General features: G+C 60.5%; 15 protein-coding genes. 6 read left to right on the forward strand and 9 right to left on the reverse strand.

Annotated features, from left to right (window positions below; genetic code table 11):
* Positions 1–70 precede the first annotated feature (70 nt).
* From pgl to tkt, 5 genes are all read right to left on the reverse strand, one after another.
* On the reverse strand, positions 71–838 hold the full coding sequence (pgl, locus tag EWV35_RS04420; protein WP_129658544.1) for a 6-phosphogluconolactonase: 768 nt from the start codon (positions 836–838) through the stop codon (positions 71–73).
* A complete protein-coding gene (locus tag EWV35_RS04425) occupies positions 831–1,817 on the reverse strand; it encodes a glucose-6-phosphate dehydrogenase assembly protein OpcA (RefSeq protein WP_129658546.1) in 987 nt (328 codons plus the stop codon). The genes pgl and EWV35_RS04425 overlap by 8 nt, the downstream gene beginning before the upstream one ends.
* Entirely contained in the window at positions 1,817–3,328 is a 1,512-nt protein-coding gene (gene zwf, locus EWV35_RS04430; RefSeq protein ID WP_129659521.1) for a glucose-6-phosphate dehydrogenase, read from the reverse strand. The genes EWV35_RS04425 and zwf overlap by 1 nt, the downstream gene beginning before the upstream one ends.
* A 119-nt stretch (positions 3,329–3,447) precedes the next feature.
* Positions 3,448–4,548: a transaldolase gene (gene tal, locus EWV35_RS04435; protein WP_129658548.1), complete on the reverse strand. Its 1,101-nt coding sequence runs from the start codon at positions 4,546–4,548 to the stop codon at positions 3,448–3,450.
* 82 nt (positions 4,549–4,630) lie between these two features.
* Complete coding sequence (gene tkt / locus EWV35_RS04440) at positions 4,631–6,748, reverse strand: transketolase (RefSeq protein ID WP_129658550.1); 2,118 nt, start codon at positions 6,746–6,748, stop codon at positions 4,631–4,633.
* Positions 6,749–7,200: 452 nt separating this feature from the next.
* Here tkt and EWV35_RS04445 point away from each other — a divergent pair, with 452 nt between their 5' ends.
* Positions 7,201–8,097, forward strand: coding sequence for a heme o synthase (locus EWV35_RS04445; protein ID WP_129659524.1), 897 nt, complete (start codon positions 7,201–7,203; stop codon positions 8,095–8,097).
* A 211-nt stretch (positions 8,098–8,308) separates the two neighbouring features.
* Here the strand turns inward: EWV35_RS04445 and EWV35_RS04450 are convergent, their stop codons facing one another.
* The 3 genes from EWV35_RS04450 to EWV35_RS04460 all read right to left on the reverse strand — a co-directional run bounded on the left by EWV35_RS04450 (position 8,309) and on the right by EWV35_RS04460 (position 11,184).
* A complete protein-coding gene (locus EWV35_RS04450) occupies positions 8,309–9,322 on the reverse strand; it encodes a COX15/CtaA family protein (protein ID WP_129658552.1) in 1,014 nt (337 codons plus the stop codon).
* A 96-nt stretch (positions 9,323–9,418) separates the two neighbouring features.
* Positions 9,419–10,219 (reverse strand): ABC transporter permease, encoded by an 801-nt coding sequence (locus tag EWV35_RS04455; RefSeq protein ID WP_129659529.1) that lies wholly within the window; start codon positions 10,217–10,219, stop codon positions 9,419–9,421.
* Positions 10,220–10,233: 14 nt separating this feature from the next.
* A complete protein-coding gene (locus EWV35_RS04460) occupies positions 10,234–11,184 on the reverse strand; it encodes an ABC transporter ATP-binding protein (protein WP_394342440.1) in 951 nt (316 codons plus the stop codon).
* A gap of 190 nt (positions 11,185–11,374) precedes the next feature.
* Between EWV35_RS04460 and EWV35_RS04465 the strand changes: the two genes are divergently transcribed.
* The 5 genes from EWV35_RS04465 (at position 11,375) to EWV35_RS04485 (ending at position 16,095) form a co-directional block, all read left to right on the forward strand.
* Positions 11,375–12,157 (forward strand): helix-turn-helix transcriptional regulator, encoded by a 783-nt coding sequence (locus EWV35_RS04465; protein ID WP_129658554.1) that lies wholly within the window; start codon positions 11,375–11,377, stop codon positions 12,155–12,157.
* Positions 12,158–12,169: 12 nt separating this feature from the next.
* Positions 12,170–13,627: a Fe-S cluster assembly protein SufB gene (sufB, locus tag EWV35_RS04470; protein WP_129359686.1), complete on the forward strand. Its 1,458-nt coding sequence runs from the start codon at positions 12,170–12,172 to the stop codon at positions 13,625–13,627.
* Positions 13,628–13,720: 93 nt separating this feature from the next.
* Positions 13,721–14,947 carry a Fe-S cluster assembly protein SufD gene (sufD, locus tag EWV35_RS04475; RefSeq protein WP_129659532.1) on the forward strand — a complete coding sequence of 409 codons (1,227 nt, stop codon included), beginning with the start codon at positions 13,721–13,723 and terminating at the stop codon, positions 14,945–14,947.
* A gap of 45 nt (positions 14,948–14,992) precedes the next feature.
* The gene (gene sufC / locus EWV35_RS04480; protein WP_129359685.1) at positions 14,993–15,757 is read left to right on the forward strand and encodes a Fe-S cluster assembly ATPase SufC; all 765 of its coding nucleotides are present in this window, start codon (positions 14,993–14,995) and stop codon (positions 15,755–15,757) included.
* On the forward strand, positions 15,754–16,095 hold the full coding sequence (locus EWV35_RS04485; RefSeq protein ID WP_129658556.1) for a metal-sulfur cluster assembly factor: 342 nt from the start codon (positions 15,754–15,756) through the stop codon (positions 16,093–16,095). The genes sufC and EWV35_RS04485 overlap by 4 nt, the downstream gene beginning before the upstream one ends.
* Before the next feature lie 187 nt (positions 16,096–16,282).
* Here EWV35_RS04485 and EWV35_RS04490 read toward each other — a convergent pair whose 3' ends face one another.
* Positions 16,283–18,376 (reverse strand): PhoX family protein, encoded by a 2,094-nt coding sequence (locus EWV35_RS04490; RefSeq protein ID WP_129658558.1) that lies wholly within the window; start codon positions 18,374–18,376, stop codon positions 16,283–16,285.
* Positions 18,377–18,573: the final 197 nt, after the last annotated feature.

Genomic DNA, 18,573 nt, shown 5'->3' on the forward strand with positions numbered 1-18,573 from the left:
TGAAGACGACAAAGGGGCCCGGCCGCCATCTCCAGAGATGGCGGCCGGGCCCCTTTGATGTGTGTCAGCCTCAGCCCTGCGGGAGCGAATCCGAAGAGATCAAGTACAGGGTTTCCGACAGACCGCGTGCCCCTGACGCGGGAGTTTCGGCCAGGCCATCTCGGTCGGGCTTTTGGTCCCGAGCAGCCCATACTCGTTCGAACGCGTCCCTTTTGTCCGAACCCGCCACAAGGAACCAAATACGATCAGAATTATTGATCATGGATCGTGTCATGCTGATCCGTTCCGGCGGCGGCTTGGGGGAGTTCGCCACGCCAACGACGCCCTCGTGCTCCAGGTGGATTTCTTCCTTGCCGGGAAACAACGATGCAATGTGCCCGTCAGGTCCCATCCCCAAAAGCGACAACGCGAAACGGGGGGAGCTGTGGCCTTCCTCTGCATAACGAGAAAGCTCATCCGTGTAGGCCTGAGCCGCCTCATACTGGTCGGCATACTCTTCTGCCGCTCCCATGACGTGCAGGTTCGACTCGGGAACAGGACCGTGCTCGAAGAAGGCGTCGAAAACCTGCTGCGCATTGCGCTCAGGATCGCCGGATGGCAGGAATCTCTCGTCTGACCACCAGATATGGACCGAAGCCCAGTCGACGGTTCCGGCGAGATTGTTCTGGCTCACGGCTTCCCAAATTCCCGTGCCCAGAGAACCACCTGTGATGCTGATGTGGACGTCCCTGCCCTGGGTCGTCTGGTCGCCGAGGTACAGGAGCAATCTCGCGGCTGCCGCCTCGGCCACCAGATCTTTCGTCGGGTACTCAATGGCGAGGGGGCGAGGATTAGGCATCGTAAACCTCCGTGTAACGCGACGGATCTCCGGCGGGGATCGGAGCAACCCCCTGTGTCAGGGTGACTTCCGAGCGGCTCAGCGCCTCGTTGAGCACTTCGCCGAAGACCTCGTCCGGATCCAACCGTCTGAGTTCCTCTGCAAGACACTCCGCCAGTGAACGAACCGGCAGAGCCAGCTGCTGATCTGCGCTCTTAGGGATGGACAGCGTCGCAATATTGCGGCCCGGACGATAGATCGTGACTTCGCCATCTTCTCGACACAAGGTGACCCTATAGAGGCCGCGGGGTTGCGGGCTTTCCCGAATCTCGACTCGTGCATCGAGCCGGTAACCGAGCCAAGTGCCCAGCAGAAGGACTGACGGCGATTTCTCGGATCCCTCGACAATGACCTTGTTGACCGTGTGCTTCTTCGGATCGTCCATGACTGCGGCGAGCTGGATGCGCCACAATGTGAGTCGGGTCCAGGCCAAGTCCGTGTCACCGGGCGAATACCGTTTGCGCAGATTATTCAGTGAGTCCCATGGAACCTCGGCTCGAGCGGAATCAGTGATTCGTCGGTGAGCGATCTTTCCTATCGAATGCTCGGCGGGGCACTCGGGTAGGGAGTGAGGCCACCAAGCGACGATGGGAGCATCGGGAAGCAGAAGAGCGGCGATCAAAGATTCGCTCGGGTGCGCCGATTCTCCCCACCCGCGTAGCACGACGATCTCGCTCGCTCCCGCGTCTCCGCCCATGCTGACTTCCGCGTCCAAGCGGTTCTTGGCATCCGGGTCTTGCGTGATGTGGACGATGATGCGGCACGGGTGCTCGTGACTGGCAGTGATGGCGGCGTCGATCGCCTTCTCCGAGTGGCCCATGTCGGCCATGATGACGAGCGTCAGCACGCGTCCGAGCGTGCGAATGCCGGTCTCCTCGCGCATCAGCGCGAGGGCCTTGTCGACCTCTGAACTGGTGGTGTCTTTGAGAGTGCGGATCATTATGGCCTCCTCCAGGCGCGCCCGTCGCGGGCCAGTAGTCGATGCGCGGATTCCGGACCCCACGAGCCTGGGGCGTATTCCTCCGGCTTGATCCCGCTCTCAGCCCAGTACTTCTCAAAGGGATCCAGGATCTTCCACGAGAGCTCAACTTCTTCGTGCCGGGGGAACAGCGGCGGTTCGCCGAGAAGGACATCCAGAATCAGGCGCTCGTAGGCCTCCGGGCTGGATTCTGTGAAGGAATGACCGTAGCCGAAGTCCATGCTGACGTCGCGCAGTTCCATCTGCGTACCCGGCACCTTGGAAGCGAATCGGATCGTCACGCCCTCATCGGGCTGGATACGAATCACGATTGCGTTCTGCCCGAATTCTTCGTACGAATTCTCCCGGAACAAGAGATTGGGCGAGCGCTTGAAAACGACCGCGATTTCGGTGACGCGGCGTCCAAGACGTTTGCCGGCGCGCAGGTAGAAAGGCACCCCGGCCCAACGCCGGTTATTGATATCCAGTTTGATGGCCGCGAAGGTTTCAGTTCGGGAATTCGCAGGAATGTCCTGTTCTTCCTTGAAGCCTTTGACCTCCTCGCCGCCTTGGAAACCTGCCGCGTACTGCCCGAGGGATGAATAGCCCTCCACGTCCTCGGGAAGCGTCACAGCTGCCAGTACCTTTGCTTTCTCGTCGCGTAGGTATTCCGCGTCGAAGCGGATCGGCTCTTCCATTGCGGTCAGAGCCAAAAGCTGCAACAGGTGGTTCTGGATGACGTCGCGTGCCGCTCCAACACCCTCGTAGTAACCCGCACGCGAGCCGATACCGATGTCCTCGGCCATCGTGATCTGCACGTGGTCCACGTAGTTGGAGTTCCATAGCGGCTCGAACATCTCATTGGCGAAGCGGAGCGCCAGGATGTTCTGCACCGTTTCCTTGCCGAGGTAATGGTCGATGCGGAAGACCGAGTCCGCGGGGAAAACGCTTTCTACGATCTCATTGAGTTCGCGAGCGGACTCCAGATTGTGGCCGAAGGGCTTCTCGATGACGACGCGGCGCCAGCCGTCGGCTTGATCGTGCTCAGCCAGGCCGTTCTCAGCGAGCTGGGCGCAGACCGCTTCGAAGGCGTTTGGCGGAATGGAGAGGTAGAAAGCATGGTTGCCGCGGGTTCCGCGCGTTTTGTCCAATTCCTCCAGAGTCTCTTTGAGGCGCCGGAAGGCATCCGCATCGTCGAACGCGCCTTGGACGAAACGGATTCCGGCGGTCAACTGGTTCCACACGTCCTCGCGGAACGGGGTTCTCGCATGCGCTTCGACCGATTCGCGAACTTGGCCACGGAAATCGTCATCGGACCAATCGCGACGGCCGAATCCGACGAGGGCGAAACGGGGAGGGAGGAGGCCGCGGTTCATCAAATCATAAATCGCGGGGAGAAGTTTCTTGCGGGCCAGGTCACCCGTGACCCCGAAGAGAACCAGAGCAGACGGGCCGGCTACCCGCGTGAGCCTTCGGTCTTGGGGATCACGCAGGGGGTTTGATTCTTGTGGAGCGGACACACCAATCCTTTGTTCGAAAAGTGAATCGGTGAATCATCACCGATCGGGAGGGACCGTGGAGGGCCTGCTCCCAGGCCCTCCACGGGATCGCCCTACTTGCCGAGAGCCTTCGAGACGGTCTCGAGCAATTCTTCCCAGGAATCCTCGAACTTCTTGATGCCTTCGGTCTCGAGCTTCTCGACGACCTCGTTGTAGGAGACACCGATCTTCTCCAAAGCATTGATGTCTGCTTCGGCCTGGTCGTACGTCCCGGAGACGGTGTCGCCCGTGATCTCGGCGTGATCGGCGGTAGCCTCAAGGGTTTTCTCGGGCATGGTATTGACCGTGTTCGCAACGACCAGTCCGGTCACGTACATCGTGTCCGGGTAATTCGGATCCTTGGTGCCCGTAGAGGCCCACAACGGTCGCTGCGGCTTCGCTCCCGCTTCCTCAAGGCGCTTCCAGCGCTCGGTAGAGAATGCTTCCTCGTAAACCTGGTAGGCGAGACGCGCATTGGCGAGACCGGCCTTGCCCTTCAATTGAAGCGCTTCATCGGTACCGATCTTCTCCAATTGACCGTCCACCTCAGCGTCCACCCGGGAAACGAAGAACGACGCAACCGAATGGATCTTGCTGAGATCGTGACCGTTCTCGAGAGCACGCTCGAGCCCGATCATGAATGCGTTGATCACCGCACGGTAGCGCTCAAGGGAGAAAATCAGGGTCACGTTGACACTGATTCCTTCGGCGATGGTGGCCGAGATGGGTTCGAGACCGGCTTCCGTCGCCGGAATCTTGATCATGACGTTCTCCCGGCCCACGGACTCGTGAAGACGCTTCGCCATGGCGACCGTCTCATCGGCCTTGTGGGCCAACCGCGGATCGACCTCGATCGAAACGCGGCCGTCCACGCCCTGCGACGAATCGTAAATGGTTGCGAAGACATCGCACGCATCGCGGACATCGTCGGTAGTAACCGTGAAAACGGCGTCCTCGACATCGGCACCGGCCTGGGCGAGCTCACTCACCTGGGCGTCATATGCGTCTCCCTTGGAGAGAGCCTGCGCGAAAATCGTGGGGTTGGTGGTCACACCGACCACGTTGCGGTTCTCGATGAGCTCATCAAGGTTGCCCGTGCCGAGCCGTTCGCGGGACAGATCGTCCAGCCAGATCGAGACGCCGGCGTCGGATAGTTTCTGAGTTGATGTTGACATGATTTTCTCCTCGTGACGTTGAAGGGCGTTGGCCAAAAGCACCGGGGCCGCTCGTCCAAGTGAGCGGCCCCGGTACCGCGGGTCAGGCCTTCGAAGCGTGAATGGACTCCTTGGCCGCCTCGACGACGGCTTCTGACGTGATTCCAAATTCCTTGTATAGCGTCTTGTAGTCGGCCGAAGCACCGAAATGATCGAGAGCGACGGCGCGTCCGGCGGTGCCGATCAGATCGTTCCACGACATTGCGGATCCGGCTTCAACGGAAACGCGCGCGGTCACGCTGGCGGGGATCACGGATTCGCGGTACCCGGCATCCTGGCGGTCGAACCATTCGCGGCAGGGCATTGAGACTACTCGAGCAGCCACGCCCTCTTGGCCGAGGGCTTTGCGGGCCTCCAGCGCGAGCTCAACCTCCGAGCCTGTCGCGATCAGGACGACGTCGGGGGTCGATTCCGTGTCTGCAAGAACGTACCCACCACGTGCGGCACCCTCTGCCGAGGCAAATTTCTCGCCGTCAGCATCGGGGTGGATGTCCACACGGGGCAGCGTCGGCAAGCCTTGACGGGTCAGAGCCAGCCCGGCAGGACGTTCCTTCTGCTCCAGGATCGTGCGCCAAGCGACGGACGTCTCGTTGGCATCCGCGGGCCGGACGACGTCGAGGTTCGGGATGGCACGCAAGGTCGAAAGCTGCTCGACCGGCTGGTGAGTCGGACCGTCCTCGCCGAGACCGATCGAGTCGTGGGTCCACACGTAGATCGAGGGCACTCCCATCAGGGCCGACAGACGGATTGCAGGTCGCTGATAGTCGCTGAAGATCAGGAAGGTTCCGCTGAAGGCGCGGGTGGGGGAGGAAAGAACGATGCCGTTGACGATGGCCGCGGCAGCGTGCTCTCGAATCCCGAAGTGCAGGACCCTACCGTAAGGATTCGCGGTGAACTTTTTGGTCGAACGACTCGACGGGTTGAAGGAGTCTGCGGATTCGATCGTGGTGTTGTTGGAGCCGGCCAGGTCGGCCGAACCGCCCCAGAGCTCGGGGAAGGTTTCAGCGATCGCGTTGATGACCTTGCCGCTCGCAGCGCGGGTCGCCAAAGAGGCTCCGGCCTCGAAGACAGGGAAGGACTCCTTGTAGTCCTCGGGCAGCCCGCCCTCGGACAAGCGCTTGTACAACTTGGCCGCTTGCGGGTTCTCTTCCTGCCATTCGCGGAAGGATTTCTCCCATTCTTCGCGTTCGCGGCGAGCACGTTCCTTGACTTCACGCGTATGTGCAAGGATGTCGTCCTTGATCTGGAACGACTTCTCAGGATCGAAGTCGAGGATTTCCTTGACGGCCTTGACCTCGTCGCCGCCCAAGGCGGAACCGTGGATGCCTCCGGTGTTCTGTTTATTGGGAGCAGGCCAGCCAATGATGGTCTTCAGAGCGATCAGGGTCGGCTTGTCGGTGACCTTCTTGGCCTCGCGAATCTGGTCGAAGAGCTCCTCGACGTTCTCGGCGTAACCGCTGCCGCCATTGGTCCAATCGACGGAACGAACGTCCCAACCGTAGGCCTCGTAGCGCTGAGCGACGTCTTCGGTGAACGCAACGTCGGTGTCGTCCTCGATCGAGATCTGGTTCTGGTCGTAGAAGACAATGAGATTGCCCAACTGCTGGTGCCCGGCGAGTGAGGACGCTTCCGAAGTGACGCCCTCCTCCAGATCGCCGTCGGAGGCAATCGTGTAGATGGTGTGATCGAAGGGGCTTGCGCCTTCAGGGGCCTCGGGATCGAAGAGCCCGCGCATGCGACGTTGCGCATAGGCGAAGCCGACGGAAGAGGCCAGGCCCTGGCCCAAGGGACCCGTTGTGATTTCGACGCCCTTGGTGTGCTTGTATTCGGGGTGGCCGGGAGTCAGCGAGCCCCACGTGCGGAGAGCTTCAAGGTCTTTGAGTTCCAGGCCGTAGCCGGACAGGAAAAGCTGAATATAAAGGGTCAGTGACGAATGCCCGGGGGAGAGCACGAACCTGTCCCGTCCGGCCCAACGATCGTCCGTCGGGTCATGACGCATGACCTTCTGATGAAGGAGATAGGCCAAGGGTGCGAGGCTCATGGCCGTACCCGGATGCCCGTTGCCGACCTTCTCCACGGCGTCCGCTGCCAATACACGGACGGTATCGACCGCTCGCTGGTCCTTTTCCGTCCATTCGAGCTTCCCATTCAGATTCGGCACGAAATGCCCCTTTCTCCGCAGACATCGGCGATAACCATCACGTCGAGCGTGATCTCGGTCCCGCCACTTCTTTCTACAACCATAATTGACTGGGCCCTTTGAGGTCAGCGGTGTGAGCCGACAGCGGAAGACAGGTTCACAATCGGCAGACGAGACGGAAATATCACGGCTTCCTCTAGGGAGGGAACATGGGTCCGTTATATGATGAGAGTTGCTTTCAACCCCGCGGACCACTCGTTGTACCGCTCGCGCCGCGGGATCCGGTTCATTGCCGGTCAGCGGAGTCAATCATGAAGGGTCGATGAGTGAAGCGCCAAAGTTTTAGCGACACATCGCCCGCCGCGCGCACACCTACTGCTGCCGCCGCGCCGGGCTCTGATTCCCGCGTTGCGTCGCTTCCGGGGAGGTCCAGCGCCAGTCCGCTCGATCACGGTCCGTCCGGCAGCGGCAAAATAGGCCTTGGGCGAAAGCTCAAAGGTTTCTTCCTGTTGACCAAACCGCAAGTCATCGAACTTCTCCTGGTGACCACGGCCCCGACCATGATCTTCGCAGCGGGTGGTTTGCCCAACCTGTGGCTCATCCTCAACACGATGATCGGTGGGGCGATGGCGGCCGGAGGTGCCGGCGCCTTCAACTGTTACATTGACCGAGAGGCCGACCGCCTCATGAAACGCACGGAACGGCGGCCCCTGGTCACCGGAGAGATCACCGACCGTCAAGGGTTGACCTTCGCGTGGGGGCTCTCGATAGTTTCCGTTGTTTACTTGACGCTGCTGGTCAACCCCTTGGCTGGTGCGCTCGGCCTCGCGGCGATCCTGCTTTACGTCGTCTTCTACTCAATGATTCTGAAGCGTCGCACCGCTCAGAACATCGTGTGGGGCGGCATCGCCGGGTGCATGCCGGTCTTCATCGCGTGGGCAGCCGTCGAGAACAAGCTCAGCTTCTCGTCCCTCGTGCTGTTCGTCATCATCTTCCTGTGGACACCGCCGCATTACTGGCCCTTGTCCATGAAATACGCTGAGGACTACCAGCGGGCCGGAATTCCTATGTTGGGCGCGATTGCCTCGGCAAAGGCCGTTTCGGTTCAAGTCGTCCTGTACGCATGGGCCACCGTGATCTGCTCGTTGATGCTGATCCCGGTCGGCGGTGCCGGCTGGGTGTACGGTCTCACCGCGTTGGTTTCCGGTGCCTGGTTCATCTGGAAGTGTCACCAGTTGCACCAGCAAGCGCTTGCCGAAGAGGCTACATCACGCACGGCAATGGTGGTATTCCATGCCTCCATCACGTATTTGACGTTGGTTTTCGTCGCACTGGCCATTGACCCGTTCGTCGGAGGCCCAGTCCTCTAACCCATTGCGCGAGGAATCAGCGCCTCAGCTGGACCCAAAAAGCCGCATCGCTTGCGTACCAAGCGGTGCGGCTTCTTCGTCAGGGACCAAGGCCCTGCGCAACGAGGTCAGCAGGGTCCGCTCGACACCCACGATGTTAAGGTAGGGCCCGCATGCGCTCCAGGAAGACCTGAGGCGCACGCGGGCCCTGCGGTGGAATATTGCTCGGCTCCTAGACGATGCCGTTGGCCTCAGCGATCTCCACGCGGCTTTCCGCGAGGTCCCTGAGCGTCGGAGTCCCGAGCACAACCATGCGCTCGAACAAGCAGGTAACGGACCAGATCAACAGCCCGGCACCGATCAGGTGGAACCACACCAATACCCCTGGTGAGCCCGTGAAGTACTGTGTGTAACCGATCGCGCCCTGGAAAAGCATGACGATCACGATGGTCCAAGCGCTCTTGGAGACGGCAGGGGCCCAATTCTTGCGCTTCGCAAGAAATAGGATAGCGAGGATGAGCACCAATAGTATCCAGACCGGAATGGTGTGGAATCGGGTGACCATCTCCGGATTGAACGCGTGACGGGCACTGTCGGTGTCGCCGGAGTGGGGGCCGGTACCGGTGACCAAGGTTCCCATATAGACGGCGATGGTGGTGACGAGAGCGACCACAAGGCCAAGGAACCTCTGCAGATTGTCCGGACCCGGGCGGTCGCTCAAACGTTCGGTCTCGATCACGTGGCGCATCGAATACCGACGGACGCGGGCGTAGAAGATTGCGGCCATGGCGACCATGACACCTGAGAGCATGAAGTGCACACCGACCATCCAAGGATTGAGTCGCAGCCAAACGGAGACCCCGCCGACAACCGCCTGCACAATGACTCCGAGGCCGAGGGCCAGGGCGATGTAGAACAGGTCCGTGTAGCGCCCACGCAGTCGCCACACGGAAATGAAAGTCAACAGGGCCACGATGCCGACCGCGCCGGTGAGGGTCCTGTTCCCGAATTCGATGAATCCATGGATCCCCATGGCGGGGACGTTCGTCCAGGTCTCCGACGTGCAACGAGGCCACGTGGGGCATCCCAAGCCAGATCCGGTCAGGCGCACCAGGCCACCCGTCAGCACGAGCAGGAAGTTCACCAATATCGATGCAATTCCCAGAAGACGTACCCAGACGTTGACATTCAGGGGAATGAAACGGTCAATGAAAGAACCTCGGGTCGGGAGGGATCTCGTGGTCATGGTTGAACCTCAAATAGCTGGCGATGATTTCGGATGTGCAATGCCCTTCTCATTATTCGCTTTCCGCCCCGCCGGATGCGAACGCGGCGAGAGTGGTCATGACCACTTGAACCACCGTTTCGCGGCGAGTCCCGCGACGAGAATCCACACCATCAGAACCAAGTGCGGCCACCAAGCAATGTGATGGGTGAGCATGTCAGAGCGAAGCGCGGCGCCCAATGCGCCAGAAGGAAGCAACTCGATGAGCCATGAAGCGGCGCCCGGGAATTGATGGGCCGGGATCAGAGAACCTCCCACGGTGGCCAAAACGACCCAGACTGTGTTGACCACGGCGAGGGTCGCCTCGGCACGGACCACGCCGGCTACCAGAAGGCCTAGGGCCGTGAAAGCGGCGGCACCTACAACCAGGGTAGGAAGAGACAAAAGGAAGCCGGGAATGCTGGGGTTCCATCCGAGAACGAGGCCGACCACGCCCATCACAACGTACTGAATGGCCACGACCGAAAGAACGGCAACTCCTTTTCCCGCGATGAGTCCGCCACGACCGAGCGGCGTCGTCGAGAGGAATCGGAGCACCCCATAGCGTCGGTCGAATCCAGTGGCGATCCCCTGACCGGAGAGCGCCGTCGACATCGCACACAACGCGAGTACGCCGGGCATCGCGACATCGACCCGGGAGCCGCCGAAATACTCGGCCCAGGTATCCAGAAAACCGGTGAACGCCAGTCCGAAGAGGGCCATGAGGGGGAACAGAATCAGGAGCATGAGCTGTTCGCCGTTCTTGAGCATCGAGATGGTCTCGTACCGCCCCTGCGCTAGGATCCGCATCCAGGCCGATGCAGGCTCGCGTGGTGAGGATTCTGGGGCATTCCATGCGGTGCTCTGCGAGTCCGCCATGGTGGCATCTTGGCTCATCGGAGGGTCCTCCCGGATATGTCGAGGAACAGGTCTTCTAGACTGCGGGGCTTCAGTTCGAGGCTCGTGGGCAGCTCCTCGTCCGCTGCCCATCTATCTGCGAGGTGTGACAGGTGCTGGGGGCGAATTGCGCCGGAGACTTCGTACGAACCCGCATGTTCTTCCTTGACCGTGAGACCTTCCGAGAGGGGGCCGGGAAATAGATCGCACAGTTCAAGACCGGTACGCGAGATCGAGAACCGCAGAGTCTGATGGTCCTGACCGTTGTAGAGCAGCTCCTCGACTTGCCCCTCGATCACGTTGCGGCCTTCATCGACGATGTACACGTAGTCAGCGAGGCGCTGGGCATCGTCCATGAGGTGGGTGGTCAGTACGATGCAGGTCCCGGCGTCCTTGACTTCCCGGATGAGATCGAAGACGACGCGACGGGATTGAGGATCCAAGCCCGCGGAAGGCTCGTCAAGGAAGAGGACCTCGGGTTTTCCCACCAGGGCCGCAGCCAATGCGACACGTTGCTTCTGCCCACCGGACAGACGGCGGATATTGGTTCGGTTGAACGAGTCGATTCCCAGCCGCGATACCAAGGAATCCAGATCCGCAGGACGCCTGTACATCGATGCGACGTGCCGAAGAAGCGGAATGGGCCGGATAGCCTGGGGGAGCCCACCGTCCTGAAGCATAATGCCGACCCGCGCCCTGAGCGCCGGACCCGCGGACCAAGGGTCTTCGCCCAGAAGGCGGACCGTCCCTGCGGTGGCTTTCTGGAGCCCCTGTGCGCAGGCGAGAGTAGTCGACTTGCCCGCGCCGTTGGCTCCCAGAAGTGCCGTGACTTTGCCATGGGCCGCACGTAGACTGATCCCATCGACGGCCCGAAATGTGGTCGGACTCACAGAGTTCGAGGACGGCTGGACGCGGGCACTACGAGGTGCAGGGAATTCCTTGCGCAGATCGTCGATCAGAAGGGCGGAATCGGTCACCGAGGAGGGGGATCGCCGTCGGTGGTCTTCTAAATGTGGCACTTTCACAGTCTACGATGTGGCTCGGCCACCCGGGTGCATTGTGATGCAGGCCGCTACTGGCTTGCGGCAAGGCCGCCCTTACTAGAAGGACCGGAATAAATTAGGACATAATTTAGTTGTGTATTTCGTGAAGGAAAAAGCCCAAGCCCAGGGCGCCTCCCCGCAGGGAGGTGCCGAGACTGAGGAAAGGACCCGGGATCGGGTCCTCCAAGGAGTGCTGGCACACGGTCCCGTGTCCGCGGCAGACCTTGGCCGGAACCTCGGTCTTACACCTGCCGCGATCCGGCGTCATCTCGAAGCACTCGAAAAAGACCAACTCATCGAAATAACCATGGTTCGCAAGCAAGGTGGCGGCGCGGGCAGGCCCGCCCGCCGTTATGTCATTGCCCCGCAGGGGCATGCCCGGCTCGGCAACGACTACCTTGATATCGCGATCGATTCGCTGAAAACGATCCGCGGAGCTTTGGGGCATGAAGCCCTGGAGCACTTCGCGCACCAGCGGTTCAAGGAGATGGAACGGCGTTACCGCCCCATCGTCGATGCCGCCGGTCCGGATATCTCCGACCGTGCCAAGGCTCTCGGTGATGCCATGACCCGTGATGGATTCGTGGCCAGCACCTCCGTGATGGCCATGGGGAAAGCGGCCAAGACGGTCGAACTGCCTGAGCATCTGCTGTCCAGCATCCAGTTGTGCCAAGGTCATTGCCCCGTGCGTGATCTTGCCCAAGAATTTCCCGAGTTCTGTGATGAAGAGACTCGCGTCATCGCCTCCCTTCTGGGGGTCGATGTCCGAAGACTTTCCACCATGGCCGGGGGAGCCCACGTCTGCACCACACACATCCCGTTGGCTCGCGGGACACATCAAGCCACCGCTGCCTCTCGGGGAAGCGACACTCAGTAAGGAAAGGTCTCAATGACTGAACAAGTTGAGCGCAATGCCGACGGAAATGTCATTTCCGACGTTCTGGAGAGGAACCCGGAACTCGAAGGCATCGGAACGTACCAATACGGTTGGTATGACTCCGACGACGCCGGCCAATCTGCCAAACGCGGTCTGAACGAGGACGTCGTTCGCGACATCTCGAACAAGAAGAGCGAACCGGAATGGATGCTGAACCTCAGGCTCAAGGCCCTGAAGTTCTTCGATCGCAAGCCCATGCCGACGTGGGGTGCAGACCTCACCGGTATCGACTTCGACAACATCAAATACTTCGTCCGTTCGACGGAGCGCCAGGCTGAGTCCTGGGAGGACTTGCCGGAAGACATCCGCAACACGTACGAGAAGCTGGGCATCCCTGAAGCCGAGCGGAATCGCTTGGTTGCCGGTGTCGCTGCTCAGTACGAGTCCGAGGTCGTCTACCACCAGATCCGTGAAGACCTTGAACGCCAAGGCGTGATCTTCATGGACACGGACACCGCGCTCAAGGAACACCCCGAGTTCTTCGAGGAGTATTTCGGTACTGTCATTCCCGTGGGCGACAATAAGTTCGCCGCCCTCAACACGGCCGTATGGTCGGGCGGTTCATTCGTCTACGTTCCGCCGGGAGTCCACGTTGAGATCCCGTTGCAGGCCTATTTCCGTATCAATACGGAGAACATGGGTCAGTTCGAGCGCACCCTGATCATTGCCGATGAGGACTCTTACGTTCACTACATCGAGGGTTGCACGGCTCCGATTTACAAGTCGGATTCGTTGCACTCGGCGGTTGTTGAGATCGTGTGCAAGAAGAACGCTCGCGTTCGCTACACGACCATTCAGAACTGGTCGAATAACGTCTACAACCTGGTGACCAAGCGCGCCATTGCTCACGAGGGCGCGACCATGGAATGGATCGATGGCAACATCGGCTCCAAGGTCACACAGAAATACCCGGCCGTTTACATGGTCGGAGAGCACGCCAAGGGCGAGACGCTGTCCATTGCCTTCGCGGGCGAAGGACAGCATCAGGACACCGGTTCGAAGATGGTTCACATCGCCCCGAACACCTCCAGCTCCATCGTCTCCAAGTCGGTGGCTCGCGGCGGCGGACGTGCCGCGTACCGAGGGCTCGTCCAGGTCAGAGAGGGTGCCAAGCACTCGAAGAACAACGTGGTCTGTGACGCTCTGCTCGTCGACACGATTTCGCGATCGGACACGTATCCCTACATCGATATCCGCGAGGACGAGGTGACGTTGGGACACGAGGCGACGGTTTCGCGTGTGTCCGAGGAACAGCTGTTCTACCTGCAACAGCGCGGTCTGCCCGAAGACGAGGCGATGGCCATGATCGTTCGTGGCTTCGTCGAGCCGATTGCCCGCGAACTGCCGATGGAGTACGCGCTCGAGTTGAACCGTCTTATCGAACTCCAGATGGAAGGATCCGTAGGCTAAAACATGACTGATCAGATCAAACAGGAGCAGACCGAGGTTCCCGAGAATGTCGACGGCGTTCATGTCGGCGAAGCACGTCCGGCCATTCCGGGAATGGACCAGGAAGGCGAAAAGCTTTCCCCGGACCTCGCAACGGATGACACCATCCGGGCCCGGAAGTCCGCTAACGCGGGAGATACGGGATCCCAGGTCATGCATTCCCGGGCGGAGCGCCCGTGGAGCTTCGACGTCGCGGATTTCTCGTTGCCCAACGGGCGTGAGGAAGAATGGCGCTTCACCCCGATCAAGAAGATCGCGCGCCTGTTCGAGGATGCGGCCAGCGAAGAGGTCGACGGAGCTCCGGCAGCGAAGGTTTCGTTCGACGGGCCGAAATCGTGGCTCGCCGGGAAACTGGCTCAAGGAGAGGGACCGCGAGACACCGTACTGCAGCCCTCGGACCGCGCGGCGGTCGTCGGTTCCGCCAACGCTCCTGAAGCCTTGCACGTTCGCGTTCCAGACAACGAGGAGCGGCGAGAGCCGGTAACGGTTCGCATCGAGGGACAGTCCGCATCGGCGCGTTCGAACAACCACCTGGTGGTAGAGGCCGGGGCGAACTCGCACAGCACAGTCGTGATCGAACACACGGGTTCGGCCGTGCACAACGGGAACGTCGAGGTCATCGTTGGCCAGGGTGCCACGCTGACCGTCATCTCGCTGCAGCGCTGGAACAACGACACTTTGCATGTCGGGCAACATGATGCCGAGGTCGGCAAAGACGCTCACTACAAGCACATCAACGTGACGTTGGGCGGTGACGTCGTTCGACTGAACTCGAATGTGCGCTTTGCAGACGAAGGCGCGAACGCGCAGCTCTTCGGTTTGTACTTCGCCGACTCGGGTCAGCACCTCGAGCATCGCTCGTTCGTGGATCACAACGCTCCACGCAATACCTCCAACGTCCTGTACAAGGGCGCGTTGCAGGGAGAGAAGGCGCATACCGTGTGGGTCGGTGACGTGCTCATTCAGAAGTCCGCAGAAGGAACGGACAGCTACGAGAAAAATCAGAACCTCGTGCTGACCGACGGTGCCCGCGCGGACTCGGTTCCCAACCTCGAAATCGAAACCGGCATCATCGAGGGTGCAGGTCACGCCTCGACGACCGGTCAACTTGACGACGAGCACCTCTGGTACCTCATGGCTCGCGGTATTCCGGAGAAGCAGGCCCGCCGTCTGGTCGTGCGTGGCTTCCTCTACGAAATCATTCAGCAGATCCGCGTATCCGAGCTCGAGGATTCCCTGATGGATGCCCTCGAGGACGAGCTGGCGATCAGCAACAACTAATGCCGTTTGGCTACGGAAGAACTTCACAACCTTCAGAGGAGAACAATGTCCACTCTTGAGATCAAGGATCTGCACGTATCCGTCATCCTCGATGACGAAAACACAAAGCCGATTCTCAAAGGCGTCAACCTGACGATCAAGTCGGGCGAGATCCACGCGATCATGGGGCCCAACGGCTCGGGCAAGTCGACCTTGGCGTCGACAATTGCAGGGCACCCCAAGTACAAGGTCGATTCTGGCGAGATCTTGCTCGATGGCGAGGACGTCACCCAGATGTCCGTGGACGAGCGAGCTCGCGCTGGCCTGTTCCTGGCCATGCAGTACCCGGTCGAGATCCCCGGCGTGACGATGTCCAACTTCTTGCGCTCCGCGAAGACCGCGGTCTCCGGGGAGGCCCCGGCGCTGCGCACCTGGACCAAGGACGTCAAGGGCGCAATGAACCAGCTCAAGATCGATCCGGACTTCGTGTCGCGTAACGTCAACGAAGGTTTCTCCGGCGGCGAGAAGAAGCGCCATGAGATCCTTCAGCTCGAACTTCTCCAGCCCAAATTCGGGATCCTCGATGAGACCGACTCAGGCCTGGACATTGACGCGCTGCAGGTCGTCTCCGAGGGCGTCAACCGCGCCCACGAGGCCAACGATCTCGGTGTCGTGCTCATTACCCACTACACCCGCATTTTGCGCTACATCAAGCCCGACTTCGTCCATGTGTTCGTCGACGGTCACGTCGCCGACCAGGGCGGCCCAGAGCTGGCCGAACGACTGGAGGAAGAGGGCTACATCGGCTACCTTCAGGGAGCAAAAGCATGAGTGAAGCCGCAACCGAAGCACCGGAAGGGCAACCCACTGAACAGGAAATCGAGGACGCTCTCGCGAACGTTATCGATCCCGAGCTTGGCGTCAATATCGTGGACCTCGGGCTGCTGTACGGAACGCGTTGGGACGACCAAGGCGGTCTGATCATGGACATGACCCTGACCACTGCGGCCTGCCCGCTTCAGGACGTCATCGAGGAGCAAGTGGCCCAGAACTTGGAGCCCTTGGTCGACGAATGGCATGTGAACTGGGTTTGGATGCCGCCGTGGGGACCCGAACGCATCACCGAAGAAGGTCGCGACCAGATGCGCGCCCTCGGATTCAATATCTAGGGGATTCGTTTCCGGCGAAGATCAGGGCCGGTGCCAGCTTGATTCCAGGCAGGCACCGGCCCTGATGCGCATCGCGAGGACCGCGAGTCGACGGCTCTGTCGAGGTGGAGCTACCTCGCGACCCGCCGGCTCATGCTTGCGCAGACGTTCCACCTCGTGTATCCCCTTGCGGGCCGGGCCACCGGCCTCAGGTTCCGATGCGACCGTAGTCCTTCTTCCACACGATCGCCGTTGATGGGCGCGCGACGGACGTCCCACCGTCTGGCCAGTGCGACGTTGTCGACTCGACGGTGGCTTCTTCGTCTTCACCCGGATGCTGCACATTGACCAGAACACGCTTGTCCTGGATGACCGGTCCGCAGGTCTCGGCTCCTTCGGGGACCGTGAGGAACTGCTTGGTCAGCCCCCGGGTTTCCCCCTCGAGGGACACCGCGAACAAGCCATCATTGGATTTGAGCGCGTTTCCGTCTGTCGAGATCCACAAGTTGCCGTGCGGATCAAAGGCGACATTGTCAGGACAGGAGATGGGCGAGACGCTGGATTTGTCGAACCCTCCGAAATAGGTTTCGGCATCCTTCGGGTCGCCGCACACCAGCAACAGCTTCCAAGAGAACTGCTCGCCCTTGTGGTTATCGTCCATCTCCAGGATCATGCCGTTCTTGTTTTCCTTGACGGGAGCGTACTCGGCAGTGGGAGCGTCGTCCTTGCCGGGGCGATTGGCGCCACGGTAGGAATTGTTGGTCAAGGCCGCGTAGACCTTGCCTGTTTTGGGACTGGGCTGGATGTCCTCCGGACGATCCATCTTGGTGGCTCCGGCCTGGTCGGCTGCGAGGCGAGTGAAGACGAGTACATCTTCGCCCTCCATACCGTCCACATGCGATTCGACTTCCCCGTCGGCGGTGCAGGTCGCCAATTTGAGCCATTGGCCGCCCCCGTCGTAATCGCCGTCTTCCGGCAGCTCACCTTCGACGAAGTCCGCGGAGTTTCCATTGAACCGGGCAGCGTACAGAGTTCCCTCGTCCAGAGCACGCATGTTTTCCTGACGGGCATGATCAGAATTCCCCGGGACGATAACGCGTGATGAAACGAATTTGTAGATGTATTCGAAGCGGGAGTCGTCGCCCGAATAAGCCACGATCGTCCCGTCCTCACTCACGTGGATCGTAGCCGCCTCGTGTTTGAAGCGTCCTAGTGCGGTGTGTTTGATCGGTGTGGACGTGGGGTCCCAGGGGTCGACCTCGATGATGTAGTTGAAACGGTGTGGTTCGTTCGGCTCTTTTCGGATGTCGAATCGGTCGTCGAAATCTTCCCAACGGCGAGCCGATTGAGAATCTTCCATCCCGTAACGCTTGTAACGTTCTTTGGTGCTCTCGTCTTCGACGTCTCCGCCGCCAGCAAAGTACTGGTCGACGTTTTCCTCTCCCGAGAGGACGGTTCCCCACGGTGTGACGCTGCCGGAGCAATTGTTGAGAGTGCCTCGGACCCTCGTACCTGTCGGATCCATCGAAGTCTTGAGCAAGTCCGATCCCGCGGCGGGGCCGACCAAACGGAACTCTGTCGTCCCGGTGATACGCCGGTTGTACTTGCCCATGACGGGCTTGAGCCTGCCGTCCCGGTCGTTGCCCTCCACCTCGACAATGCTCAGACCATGCGATTCCCATTCCGTTCGAACCTGCTCTCGGGTGGGCGCCTCGGGGTCATACGCGGGGAACATTTGCTGGGGTGTGGTGTACTCGTGATTGCTCACCAGCAAAAAGCGACGCTCCTGACCTTCAATCGGAATAAGTTCGGCGAAATCGCAGTTGAATCCGAATTGTTGGGCTGCGGACTCCGGGGACTGATGGTTCAGATCCCATGGGGGCGCCCCGGGGACCACCGGGTCGCCCCATCTGATGACCACGTCGCTCACATATCCTTCCGGGACAATGAGAGCGTCCTCTGTATTGGGGGCAACCATCTCAAAACGCAAGCCTTCCGGCGTTTTCGCTCCCGCCCCGGCCGAGCTCTCGGCCGGGCCACCACCGGCGGCCCCGGAGGCTGGGTCCTGACCGCAAGCCGCGAGCAGACCGGCGCCACCAGCCGTCATCGCGGCAGCGCCGATGCCCTTCAGCAAGGACCGACGGTCGAACTGCTGGCGTACGACGTCGCGGAAATATTCGTTGTTAGAGGTATTCGACACCGGTTTGGCGCATGCGTTACCGCACTTGTAAACGCAAGTACGGTGCGAGCGACCGGAGGTGAAGTCGAGAAGGGTCAGTAGTTTACGGCCTTGAGGAGCCAAGTTTTCTCCTGGATGCGATAGATCGATGAGGCTGACGTGACACATGCCATAGTTTTAACGTAGGTGTATTCGATGACTCGGAACCTGCCTCGCCGTAAAGCGGATGACAACGCGGGGTTAACTTGTCCGGGCCGGAAAAGAGAGTTCCCAGTCTCACGGTGACCAAGTGTCCGCTCAGACAACCCTGTCCCGTAGGA

It is taken from the genome of Rothia uropygialis (genome assembly GCF_004137765.1).
Taxonomy (GTDB): Bacteria; Actinomycetota; Actinomycetes; order Actinomycetales; family Micrococcaceae; genus Rothia.